This window comes from Pseudoalteromonas luteoviolacea NCIMB 1942 (assembly GCF_001625595.1).
GTDB lineage: Bacteria > Pseudomonadota > Gammaproteobacteria > Enterobacterales > Alteromonadaceae > Pseudoalteromonas > Pseudoalteromonas luteoviolacea_A.
Map to the genome: position 1 here is coordinate 1 of NZ_AUXT01000165.1, position 14,161 is coordinate 14,161.

Below are 14,161 nucleotides of genomic sequence, written 5' to 3' on the forward strand. Positions count from 1 at the left end.
TCCAACCATCAAGCAGCAGAGCAAGTCCATAGTGAGATCCTAACAGCGGGTGGCAAGGCAGAGCTGTTTCAAGCGGACATTAGCAATGAACAGCTGGTTGTTGAAATGTTCGGTGCTATCAAATCTCGCTTGGGGTTAGTGACTCATTTAGTGAATAATGCAGGCGTATTGCAAACGCAAATGCGGGTTGAAGAAATGAGCGCCGAACGTATAAATTGGATGCTGACACAAAATGTGACGCCATATTTTGTTTGTGCGAGAGAGGCAATAAAGCATATGCGTGGAGCAAATCAGCCCACAGGTTGTGCGATTGTGAATGTGTCCTCTGCGGCTTCTTATTTGGGTGGGGCAAACGAGTATGTTGATTACGCTGCTGCAAAAGGGGCGATTGATAGTTTTACCAAAGGCTTGTCCTTGGAGCTCGCGCCAGAGGGAATACGTGTAAACTGTGTACGTCCTGGATGTATTTACACTGATATTCATGCTGACGGTGGTGAACCAGATAGAGTTAATAGGGTTGCTGAGTTATTGCCGCTAAAGCGCGGGGGAACTGCTCAAGAAGTCGCAAATGCCATTGTGTGGTTATTAAGCAGCGAAGCATCATATGCTACAGGAACATTTATTGATTTAGCTGGTGGTAAGTAACCACGGCGTTAAACACACCTAATCTTATTGACTGCATACAGTTTAGCGTGTGCATTTTATTACTCGATAATGGGCTAGGACTATGCTCTAGCTCAACAACGCGAATGCGATATTGAAATACGTAAAACTCGGTTAAAGCTGGTTAGTTAAAACACCTTAGTTAGTGTAATTATCACAGCTGACTTTTTGTACTTGATGCTTTGCGAGATAATAATGAAACAGTGCCTGCAGCGGCGCCCTTACACATCATGCAATCAACTATAAAAGAGTTGAATATTTTTATTGTCCTTTAGTACCAAAAAAATATTTTTATCTGTTCATTACTGACTTTTATCATTTTTTATTCGTTGATTTACAAAGAATCACTAATGTGGATTGTACGAAAAACAGCATTGAAGTATAATTTTCGGCCAATTTTTTAGTACCTGTTTCAAAACATTTTAATTTACAAAGAGATGCGCATGCTGGCCCGAATCTGGATTGTGTTTATGATTGCTTTGACCGCTCGAAGTGCGGTTGCAAGTGAATTTCAACAAGCCTATGCCCCCATTGTGGTGGGGGGAATTACCATTTTTATACCAATTGAGGTGAAACCAAACAATGTGGCGTACTTATCGATAAAGCCCGATAGTGCAGGAACCAAGTTGGCTTGGACACCTTCAGACACTGCTTCTTACTATAAAGTTCAATATTTAAAAGATGGTAATTGGGTTAGCCTAAGTGAGCGTCACGGTGCTACTCATTTTCAAGTCCCAGCTAATATTGCTGGCCCTTATCGTGTATTGGCGTGTCATCAATATGGGTGCTCTGCAGGGACACCTACGAATCGTACACTTACCCAAGACTTAGTAATCAAAGCGCTATACAGCGACAACCCTCAAACTGATGATAGAAAGCGTGTCGTGGTTGGCTGGCAAGTTGACGGTGCATCTAGTGTGACCTTATCACGATTTGAAAATGGCGTTCACAGGTACAGTCAAACTGGGCTCAACCCGAGTCAAGGCAGCATCGCAAGTATTATTGGTGGTCTGGCACAATTTAGATTGACGGCTTATGGGTTTGATGGCACATCAGTATCCAGAACATTACAGGTAGCAACCAAACCTGTAAATCCTACCTTAAAGTTGGGTAATAAAGGGCAATATGCGCAGCCGTTTTATCACTCAGAACTCGACATTATTGAGAAAACAATCCTCGAGCATAACGACAGTATTTACTTTGCTACACATGATGGCCAGATACTTCGTTATGCTCCAAAAGTGGGCTCTGCACAGCCAGAGTGGCAGCAAAGTTGGTCCATTAAGTTGCGTGGAGTGGTAAATAACGCACCAGTTGTTGATGGTGAATACTTACTCTATTCAATTAGTATGCGTGATAATACGGGGATGGCGTGTAAAACCCGTCTTATAGACGGTGCTCAACATAGCTGTACTTCAGAAAAAAATAGTAACCTAATTGCGAGCCCTGTTGTCGTTAAAGAAACTCCGAAATCAGCCGGAGTATTTAGTGCATTTAGCAGCTTTACTTCGTCTCAAGCAGATGTTCAGGCTGGAGTGTACGTTTTCCACCGTAACGGTACAGTGGAAGTATTAGATCCGAACAATCTAAAGAATGTGCTCAGAACCTTTACCCTAAAAGGGGTTATCAATGAGTCCGTATTGACGACACCAGCTGTGATAGTCGATCAAGGGAACAACAATCAGCAACAGTTTGTGATTCAAGATGGTAAAGATGTCATTGGGGTGAACGTGCCATCTTCGAATACGCCAGCTCGAAGCTCGTCTATGGTGCAAGCAGTGGGTCGATGGTTTAGTGATGAGCCCTCTACTGATGTACAAAAGGCACAAAGCAATATTCAAGTTCTAGAGGTAGTATGGAGAGAAAAGCTATGAGTAAGTTACTTCAAATATTAGGCTTTTTTCTATTTGTTACGTGCTTACTTCCTAGTGCACGAGCGAGTGCCACTTGGGACAACTACTGTGATACGTCCGATGTATCAGTTTTAACTGGCACCCATACAATTGGTTTTAGGAAGCCAGGTGCAGCAATGCCTGGCCCCCCAGCGCAGTCTTATGTCAGCGTTGTTGTAACAAAAGGGACTACTGTAGTATATGACGAAAGGCATACAAAGTTAGATTTTTCGTTTTCACACCCGTTTGATGAAGCTGGTGATTACCGAGCAAAGTTATATTTTACAACTTGCGCCATGGGTATGGGGTGTAGGCAAAGTTGGAGCTGCGTGCGTACAGTTAAAGTTTCTAACAATGTTGCTCCTACTGTTGTTTCAAGAACCCATAGTAAAACTTCTAGTTTTACTATGGGTAACAATCACCTATTTGTCGGTTTTACGGTAAGAGATCCAAATAAGAACCTGACATCATATCAGGTAAAAGAGATCCGCAGTGGCCAAAACCCTCGTGTAGTTAACTGTGCACGGGACAAAGTTGAAAACAGGTGTGGTATTTGGGTCTGGAAAAACTGGCTTCGTCCTAAAACTTATAACTTTACCATGAAAGCGGTTGACTCTTTGGGACAAAAGGTAGAGGAGTCTGTAACTGTAAATGTTATTGAAACTAACACCGCACCGCGCTTAACCGTAAAGTTAGGTAATGAAGAAATTACGGGTCATGATACGAAAAAAACAGTGCCTGTAGGTGGCCAACTGAGCTTTAATATAAAGGCTATTGATAGTGACAGATACAGTGGCAACCAACTTGATAAAGTAGAAATTACGGTAGGTAATACAACGCATGCCCTGACCGAATTTGATGCAAATTGTAACATCTACAATTCAGGCAATTATATTTCATGTTCAAATACACAAGTACCGATTGACAGTAATGTTGATAAAATAGCATTTACTGTCACGGATAAAGCAGGTGCTATTGCCTCGGTATCAACTAAAGTTACTCCTGTTTTGCCACCGCAAGTAGTATCTTTTACAGCGAGTTCAACGTCACCATTTGTTAATGATGCAATTACGTTAACAGCAAATACGACTGGGACTTTAAACGAATACTACATATGTGCAGTAAATGGCAAACATACTGCAGTTCCGGGAGGCTGTAGTAGCTCAATAATATATAGGTGTAATAAAAATGATGCTTCGTGTTCTTATACTTTGCAGCCTCAACACTATGTTAGTGAGCCAGGTCTTGTAACCTATTTTGTGTATGCTGAAGATACGTTTGGAAATCCAGACGCAAAGCCAGTATATGTTAATTATTCTAACTATTTTGGTATTCAAATTACCCCGCCTTCTCAAACTAAGTTTTTGGTCAATGAGCCAATTACGTTTTCTGTTTTAGCGTCTGCATTGAGTAAAGATGTAACGCACCTTGATTCTTTGACTATCTCTAGTTCTAATACTTCGATATCACAGAGTAATGTGGTGATTTCTCCAAATATTGGCCCATCAGGGGTGACATTAGATAAAAGTGTAGATGCCAATGGAGCGAAGCGCTTTAATGTGACATGGACTCCACAAATTGCCAATGCAACGGGTGAAAATAGCCAAACAGCAATAACAGTAACTGCGACGGCTCGTGGTGGTCAAAAGGTTACTTCTGTGTTGGGTGATGTACAAATTATCAACCCAGTACCATTAACCCCTTCTACTCCAAGAATAAGTATTGATCCAACGTCAGCAAAAGGCGTGTATAACGTTAGGTTTACCAATTTAAACAATACAAAAACTTTAAAAGTATCAGCGACCCTTGATGGCAGTAGTTACTCAATTGGGAATTACAATTCAATTGAAGTAAATCAGGTGGCAACTAGTTTTACTCTGCAAACCAAGTATGCCGATCATGGTAAAACACTGAGACTTGAAGCGTATGGCATAAATAGCAATGGTTCACAGACAGTTTCAGGATTGAGAGGAAGTAATACACAGATAGTTGAAAATCGTGAGATGACACCTCATGACCCAATGTTTACGACATCGGCTACGCAAACAAGTGGTAACTATACACTGCAATGGGCAAACAATAATGATGGTGTGACAAAGTCTTACAGAGTACGTTATTGGGCGGGGTTACCGAGTGATAAAGCGAGTTCAACACAAACTGAGTTGCCTATTACAACTGGGCTGACGCAGTCAATCAGTCAACCTAAAGCAGGTCGATTTACTTACGAAATCGAAGCATGTAATAGTCAAGGTACTTGTAAAGCCGGTCAGCAGTTGACCATCGAACATGTCGCCCCTTATGCTGACAGTGCCAAAATTACACAGTGCGCAGGTACATCTGATTGCCCAACAGGCTCTGCTAAAGTAGAGGTGACCGGCGTTGGTTTACACGCTACGCAGTCAGAGCTCTTTTTAAGGATCCGAAAAACGGGTGAGACCTATGCTATTAAAGCGAGTGATTTGACTTTAACAGGCAATACTTTGTCGGGCCTGACTAATGAGCGTGCGTATTTAGCGACTCTCAATGGCGGTGCTGAAATAACCATCACAAATGGGATATTGGACGCACAAAGCGCGGAAAATTTAACAAATAAAATTATTCTAGATGATACTGGTAATTCGACACATCGACCTGAATTGCTCGGAAGAGAGTATACAGTCAGTAAAAAGAACTTTATGTATGTGGGCGGAGAGCGCGGATTAGAAGCATTTAGTATTGACTCACAAAATGGCTTAACGCCAACTTGGGTATATGCGCCAGAAGCTGAACTTAGCAATGAAGTTGTCGCAAAGCCAATTGTTAAGAGTAAAACCCTGCCAGAAGATGGTATTAATCGTTTGGTTGATGATATTTATTTTGGCTCGCTAAATCATAGATTTTATCGTGCTATACACGATCCGCTTGCAGAAGCTGGCCGCGTGGTGCGTAAAAAATGGCACCTGCAAACCAGAGGCGAAATACGCGCACCTGCACAGTTTGATCAAAATGATAACTTGTATGTGGGTTCAATGGATGAAGCGCTTTATTCAGTAGATGCGCAAACTGGTATGGTGCAGTGGCACTATAGCTTCCCAAGAAGTGGTGGTATTGTTAGTCAGCCGAGTGTGTCAGACACCGGAAAAATATACGTTACAACCCAAGACGGTGAGCTTCATGTTATTACAAGCCGAATGATCGATGAAAATTCGATTAAGTGGCAGGATATTGGGGCGCTTGCTAACAAATACTCTGCTGAACTTGCAGAGTGGGAACAACTACAATGGCAACCAAATCAAGATTTTACTGAGGTAGTAAGTTTAACGAAGGCTATGATGGTGCTACTACAAAAGTCACCAACAAAAGCAGAAATTAGTTTTATGGCTTATTTGCTTGCCAATGGTCACCCTTACAATGAGATATTAAATGCACTGATAAATACTGATCCCGAATTGAGTAGTGCTTCCAATCAGGCGTTTATTGACACCTTATTTGATTACCTACTCGGTAGCGAGCAAACTGAAAATCATGTTATCTCGACAGATAAATATGGTTCAGGCGGTAAAGATTATTGGGTTACCTTGTTAGATAATGGTTTCACGCGCGCTGAAATTGCTGGTGCGCTGTTGGCAAGTGCAAACCAACAATATGGTTCAGCAACCTATCAGCTTCTTTATCATTTCTATAATTTCTGCCTACTAAGCAATAACTGTAGTTATGATTATGACAGTGATAACGATGGTATAAGCAACCGCGTGGAAGATGAGTTAGGCTTGAATTCTGGTGATGGGCGTGATGGCCTAGTTGCACCAACTCTTGCTGTTTCGGGTAATGCAGGGTTATTGGAGTTTAGTTTTACTGGCCAAGGCTTAGTTGACGAATACCACTTGTATGTGAAAAAAATACCTGAACTAGATTACGAAAAAGTAGCAACGGTTACTGCAACGAATAGCCCGGATAAATTAGCCACTTTGAGTGATACGTACCACAATGGGACATACCAATTCAAAGCATTGGCTTGTGTAACAGCCGAAACCTTGAAGCATATGCAAGCGTCTGCCTGCAGTAACAACTTCTCAGACAGTGTAAGAGTGACAGTGTCGGGTAGTGTGGCTGGTTCACCTGTGAGCGTTAAACTGCCAAATGAGCAAGCCGCAAAACAAGCGCCAAGTTCTGAGGTATTACTTGCACATGCTAAACTACAGCCGACTGTTGGTAGCTTCAGAGTAACTGAAAGTGGCTCTGTTTCTTACAGTATACCAATTGCATTGCCTGCTGGAATTGCAGGGGTTCAACCTGATGTTGCATTAAACTATGGCTCTCAGGGCCCTGATAGCATGGTTGCATTAGGGTGGAGCCTTGCTGCATCTTCTAGCGTTTCTCGTTGTCGCCAAACACCGGCACAAGATGGTCAATTCAAAGGGCTTACATTCAGTGATGAGGATCGTTATTGCCTAGATGGACAGAGATTGATCCGTAAAGCAACTATCAACACAGATGTTTACGCAAGTATCCCAGGCACAATTGTCGATGAATATACGACGGAAATTGATAGCCAAGTAGTTGTATTCAAATTGGCGAGTGGAAACGATAACTCCTTTGTTGTGCTCGCAAAGGACGGTTCGGTTAAATATTATGGTGACAGTGCTCAGAGCCGTGTAACTATTAAAGATGCTAGCAGTACTACGCAAACCATGAGCTGGATGCTTAGCAAAGTTGAGGATAACCTCCAGAGTGAAAAAACCGCGATTTTTTATCATTATGCCAATAAAGTAGGCGCAGCTGAGCTAGGTCAATCAGAAGTTGTACTGAGTGCGATTGAATACAGCGGAAATCGTGTTGAACTTAATTATTCAGTAGGTGAAGTGCGAAATGTTGCTTTTGTAGATCAAGCTAAAATGACGCAGCGAGCTCGCCTTGAAAATATTATCGTCAAAAATCATAACTCGGCTGAATTAGCAAATTACAAGCTTGGATTTAAAACCGCAGCCAATGGTGTGCGCTTGCTAGAGAGCGTCAGTCATTGTCGAGGTAATGTGTGCCGCAAGCCGATTACATTCGAATACAACCAATTTACAAACACAAATAACTTGGACTTCCAAGCGCACAGCACTGTATTCACTAAAGGTCATTGGGATAACAAGATATCTGCAGTGACATTGGTGGATACGCAGGGTGACGGCCAGCCGGAATTAGCAACGCTTGAACGAGTAGGCGCAAACCAATATGAATTGTGTCTGTACCAAGGGAACACTTATCAGAATCCAACGCGCTTGGCGTGCCGTGAAATTAGACGATACGACAATGAAGAAAACGTGACCGTATTTGCAATTGACCATGATAATGATGGTAAACAATCGCTTATGGTTAATATGCGCAACGAGCATGTTGATGACAGGTTCGCGACTTTCTGGTCACATTTTGCTTTGAGTGACAATAATTCAATTTCGAGTATAAATATGCCTAGCGGTTGGTACTCAAGTGAATATATGCGTGAGGTTAAACCTGCTGACTTAAATGGAGACGGTTATGCCGATCTTGTGTTTAAGCACAAGCGTGATGATGCCACTTTATATGTGAAAGTTTGGGATGCTCAAAACGAGTCATTTGGTGCTAAGCGAGCATTGCAAACGCTTGATATAGACGTATCTTTCAACTCTTTTGGTGACTTTACTCAAAAAGGTACCGATTGGGCTGTGCTTGATATGAACTTTGATGGCCTAGCTGACATAGTTGCGCTGCAATGTGATAGATCTGGTAAGTGTGGGGACTATGAAGCAAAGCGTATTTCAGTTCATTATAACCAAGGTCTTCAGAGCAATGGTGATTTTAAAGCATTCACAGCAGAAAGCGTTGCAGTTGCTGGTAAGATAGAACACCTGATGCCAGCCGATGTAAATGGCGATGGCCTTGTGGATCTGATTTATTTGGAAACCGCCAGCTATAATAGCGATGTAAAACGTTGGCGTGCACTTTTGAATTTATCCAGTGAGCGAACTCAATTTAGAACTATTAATCTAATTACAGCGAAAACGGCCGGCACTGATCAGGGTCTTGTGAATGAAAACATTCGACCAATGAGCTTAGATTTGGATAAAGATGGTCGTGTTGAACTTTTCTTTAAAGCGAAAAAAGCAAGTAACTGGTACCAGTTAGAATGGTCTCCTGTGGATGAGCAATTTGTCGAAGTGACCGACTCTGCCTTCCTTTTAGATATTAATGCTGATCGAGGTGATTTTGCGTTCTTTAGTGACTACGACAATGATGGTGTGGTAGACATTATTCGCAAAGATAGCAACAACATCATAGTGAACTACAACTTGTCGCAAAGTGCGACTGAAGGTCTAATGACAGATGTTACACAAGGCTATGGTAACAAAACCACTATCACCTACGCATTAATGACGGACAGTGCTGTTTATTCTGACCTTGTAGAGAATCTAGCCGAGGATACAGAGCTTTTCCAAGGCCAAAATCTTAAAGTAAGCAAAGGGTTAGGTGCCAGTCCATTAGTACGCACTGTACAGACTGATAGCCCAGGTACTAGAGGTGCTGACCAGAACTTCCGCAACTCAGTTAATTACCACTACCAAGGGGCACGCATGCAGTTTGGTGGTCGAGGTATGCTTGGGTTTAAGGTACTGCAGACTGAGATGGTAAAAGGTGGAGCTACCTTCACCACATCAACCAGATATCATAAGGCTTTCCCTTTAACAGGTATGCCATATTCAACTGAAAAGCGTATGCGCATAGAAGGTGCAGAAACGCTTTTAAGCAGAGCTGTTAATCAGTATGAAAATAAAGGTACAACTCATTTAAATGGAGTTAAGTCTTATCAAGTTTACAATAGCGGAAGCAGGGAGTGTAGCGCTTTAGTTGACTCAGAACTTACTGCTAGTATCTATAGCTGTACAGATACTAGCATTGAGCAAGATAGCTACGGAAATATAAAGGCTATGGTTGTGGGGACATATGAGAAGGCCACTGCAGACGTTTCTAACTTTATTGCAAATGGGGCTACAGGAGCAGAAAAGTTAGTATCCACAAGTAATGATTATGGTACTGATACTGAAATGCTAAGATTGGGCCGCTTGCAGTCAACTTCGGTAACCCACTTTGCTAAAGCAGTTAAAGAAAATGATGCTGACGACACCATCATTCGAAATACTGAATTTACCTATTATCCTCGAGGTAGTGCACATGCATTCATGCTACAAACTGAAACAGTGGGCAAGGGGCTAGGTTGTAATTATGAGCTGACAACTGAGCATTTTTATGATGCTGTTGGTAATAAAGTTAAGGTAGGCACAACAAATAGTGGGTGCGGTATTTCTGCTCGTGAAACAAGGTTTACGGAAACTGTATTTGACAATAGCGGCCGCCATGCGGACTACACGAAAAAGTGGAGTTCCATTATTCCGAACCAAGTGCTAGTTTCGTCAAAAATTGCAGCTGCTGGGCATCAGCGTAATGAATTTGGTTTACCGCTGCAGACAGTTGATGCGAATGGCGTGGTGACTGAGCACCTATATGATACGTTTGGTAGTAAAATTGGTAGTTACAGCCTGTCTGGAACTCAATCTTATACTTTCATGTCGTCGTGTCCTAGTACTAACTGCTCAGTACAATCTAATAAATATGTTAATGGTAAACTTCAAGAAGTTCAGTTTATTGATCGATTAGGTAAACCATATAGTACGAAGCAAATTGATGTAAAAGGAAACTGGCTAACGACCGAGCTTACCTTTGATGTATACGGTCGCACTGTAAACACTACTGAGCCGGGAGCAAAAGCAGTTACTACTGGATATGACGTTTTAGACCGTGTAGTAAAAGTAACAGATCTCAATAACGGTACTGTAACGTCAACCAATTTTTCTGGCTTATCATCAACAATAAAAATCACTGGCTCTGGAATTCTGGAGCAAGTTAAAACGTCGATTAAGAATATTTATGGTTTACGCAGAGTTGAACAGAATAACGGTGGACCTGAACTGAAGTTTTACTATAACGCACTGGGCGAACAGGTTGCTTTTTACTCAGGAGCTGAAAGCAACATTAATAAAGCCTTGATCAAAATAGGTTACGATGCGCTGGGCAGAAAAACTTCTCAAGAGGACTTAAATCGGGGGAGTTGGACATATACTTATAATGCATTTGGAGAGCTAGAAACACAGACTGATGCTAGGGGTGTGGTATCTACCAATGAGTATGATGGATTTGGCCGTAAAGTTAGAGTGAGCTATACATCTTTAGGCAGCGCAGTTAATGAAGGTGACAGTATCTGGCAATACGGTGACCCAGCTAAAGGTGAAAAGCTTCATCAACTTATCTACAGCAGTCAAGGTTCAGAATGGCAGCAATACTATTTCTATGACTCGTTTGGTCGTGCGGTTGCAACGTTGACCGATTTAGGTGGGAGTACTAACTGTCGTGCAGCTGTTAAATTTGATACCGGTAGTAATGATCTTCAAATTACGGATAAGAAGTTAGCTGACCCATTGACTAGCCTATGTGTGATACAGCAAACAGCTTACGATAAGTACAGCAGAGTTGCTTACCAGTTTGATGATTATCGTCGTAATGCTGAAACAGGCCGCTATATAGATGCTCGTGGTGTTGCTTTTACGTACCAAAATGGGCAGGTACTGAAAAAGACAGAAGCGCGAGAAGGTGCATTAGGCCAAACATACTATGAAATTTTGGGTGTTAATACTCGAGGCTTAGTAACAAGCTACAACAAAGGTAATGTTACTATGTCCGTTGACTACGACAGCAAAGGAATGGTTACGTCTATAGCAAGTACATCAAATTATGCTTATATTCAGTCTGAAAGTTACAGTTTTGATAGTTTGGGTAATCTAATAAAACGCGCAGATCAATTCTCGGGTACTCAAAATTTCCACTATGATAGTTTAAATCGTGTACTAGGTATTAATAATGTTGATCTATTTAAGTACTCGAAATCAGGTAATTTGATCTCTAAGGCTGATTATCGTCTGTCAAACCAAGGACTATTTAAAGACGCTGGCGTCTATATTACAGATCGCTGGGAACAAGCATATGGCGTTGGTGATGCCCTTCTACATGCTATTACATCACGATTTAGAGCATTAGGCTCGCCATCAAATGCTATGGGAGCCAGCAGTGGCAATATAGGAACGCCTTTGCCACCTGATATGGGAGACTTTAATCTTGAATCATTTAAATATGATGCAAATGGCAATCAGGTTCAAATGCTCAAAAATGGCCTTTCATATAGAACCATTGATTATAGTGCTCGAAATAAAGCTATCAATATTATCAGCAATACTGAAAGTATTCGTTTTGCATATGATGCAAACAACAAACGTTATAAACGTGTTGAAGATAAAAAGACCATTTACTATGTGGGGGCACTAGAACTGACTATACCAAATAGCGGAGATAAGACTATCAAACGCTATATTGGTAATGATGCTCAGCAGGTGTATTACAGCTCAGGATTGGGTCAGACAAACTGGTTATTTACGGACCACCAAGGTTCAATAGTGGCCATTACTAATGGTCAATTTAAGCTTCTCAAACGCTTTGCTTATGATGTATTTGGTCAACAGCGTACACTTTCTCCAAGTGATGCTGATAAAGTTCATTATGCAGATGAGTTGACCTATACAGTTTTTGACTCTGTATCTAGTAATTTACGTGCCTATACAGGTCATGAACCAGTTAGTTTAGGTAACGACAACAGTATTATTCACATGAATGGGCGTTTATATGATTCAAATACCGGTCGCTTTATGCAAGCCGATCCGTTTGTTCAGGCGCCTATGAATCTTCAGAATTACAATGCTTACTCGTATGTGTTGAATAATCCGCTGTCATATACAGATCCGAGTGGGTATTTGTTTAAAAAGCTTGGTAGTTTTGTTAAAAAGTATTGGCGAGTAATTGCTGCTGCCGTTGTTACTTATTTTACAGCAGGAGCTGCTTCAGGTTGGGCTGCAAGTTGGGCCGCTAGTATGGGAATGACAACAACTATTACTGCGGGCACTATGACAGCGACAGTACTGTCAACTACGGGTAGTATTTTTGCTGGTGCAGTAACTGGAGCTATAGCTGGGGCTGCCGGAGGGCTTGTCGCTACAGGAACACTCAAAGGAGCGGTAAATGGCGCCTTGTCTGGCGCTGTATTCGGCGGAATTGGTAAAGCAATGAGTGCATTTAATGTGACAAATCCTGTAGCACAAATGGGAATACATGCTGTGGCTGGAGGTGTGCTCTCTGATATTCAAGGCGGTAATTTTGGTCATGGATTTGTCTCAGCAGGGATTATGAAAGGTGTTGGTAAAATGGGAGTCAGCGGTTCTCCTGGACGCGTTGTATTACAGGCCGTTGCTGGTGGTACGATATCAAAGCTGACAGGAGGAAAGTTTGCCAATGGTGCTATGACTGCTGCAATACAGTTTGTAACTAATGAACTTCAAAACTCCCCAGGTAGAATGTTTAAAGAGTGGGGAGATATGTGGAAAAGAGCAGGTGATAGTCTTAAAAGCTTGTTTGATGATACCAAAACGTCTGTTCAGAAAGTTAGCGAAAGCATAACTGATGCGAAAAATGTAGCAGGTGAACTGGCTATTAGAGGTAAAAATTCTCATCTCGGAGGCACTGTTGGTGGAAGTTATATGGCTGGTTTCGCTGGTCAATCTGAACATGCTTACTTTGCTGTTGATGTTAATAAAAATATATGTCTTGTTAAGGTAAGCTGTGTAAGGATTGGGCTAGGCGCATCTGTCTCGGGGGGCTTGGCGTTTGATATAAACCCTGCACTGACGCCACAACTAGTGGAAGGTACCACAGTAACAACAGATGGCTTTTTTGCTGAAGGTGGAAAAGGTGTTTTTGGTTCTGGAGCAATTAACTTTACAAGAGGAGATAGTTCAACAATGAATATAGGTCTAGGTCCAAATATGAATATTGCCCCAGGTGTTGGGGCAGCACTAGGGTACCAGCAGTGTCGAATTACAGTTGCGAGTTGTATGTGATGAAAGTGTTTTATCAAATACTAGGAACTCTATTTCTTATAATTGCTTTTGTGCCTTTTTATTTATCATGGAAGATTCCCACATTGATATGCATAACTTTATCTATGTTGTGCATGGCACTGTTCTTGCGCGAGTTTAAGACCAAATTAGCTAACTTCTATAGCATTGTTATTGTATTTTCTATGATATACATATGGAGTGGTTACATTCTGCCGTAAACAGATTTAAATTAGTACTTCTGAATAAGCTTTAAAAACATAACAATATCCGTTGTGACTCATCGGATATTTTTAAGGAAGCTAAGTTATTCGAATGAGCATGAACTCGATTAAATACCCACTTCAAAGCCCTGGCGTTTGCTAGGGCTTTTTTAATGTTATTCTTAAACCGCCTCCATAGTGGGTGGTAGACATGTTCGGAGGGATATGCCCAAAAGAGACTCATGTTGGGTATGAGGTCGCTTAGAGCGTATCTTATCGTTTGGTAACGAGAGTCTCTTTTGACTCTATAGTTGCGAAATTTGAATTAATAAAGCGTTATACAAAGTATCAAATTGAGAGGGATGACAATGAAACAATTAAAAAGGGTAAGCGTCGCCTAAACCAC

At 41.6% G+C, this 14,161-nt stretch carries 3 protein-coding genes; all 3 read left to right on the forward strand.

Going from position 1 to position 14,161, the window contains the following annotated elements; translation table 11 throughout:
* A partial coding sequence (locus tag N482_RS12890; RefSeq protein WP_063377424.1) for an SDR family oxidoreductase occupies positions 1–645 on the forward strand: 645 nt, incomplete at its 5' end.
* Between the two features lie 461 nt (positions 646–1,106).
* Positions 1,107–2,537: a hypothetical protein gene (locus N482_RS12895; RefSeq protein ID WP_063377425.1), complete on the forward strand. Its 1,431-nt coding sequence runs from the start codon at positions 1,107–1,109 to the stop codon at positions 2,535–2,537.
* Positions 2,534–13,555: an FG-GAP-like repeat-containing protein gene (locus N482_RS12900; protein ID WP_063377426.1), complete on the forward strand. Its 11,022-nt coding sequence runs from the start codon at positions 2,534–2,536 to the stop codon at positions 13,553–13,555. Before N482_RS12895 ends, N482_RS12900 begins: the two co-directional genes overlap by 4 nt.
* Positions 13,556–14,161 lie beyond the last annotated feature (606 nt).

What these genes read in the sequence shown, in the direction of transcription:
- N482_RS12895 (WP_063377425.1), top strand. Translation starts at nt 1,107, where the DNA reads ATGCTGGCCCGAATCTGGATTGTGTTTATGATTGCTTTGACCGCTCGA.
- N482_RS12900 (WP_063377426.1), top strand. Translation starts at nt 2,534, where the DNA reads ATGAGTAAGTTACTTCAAATATTAGGCTTTTTTCTATTTGTTACGTGC.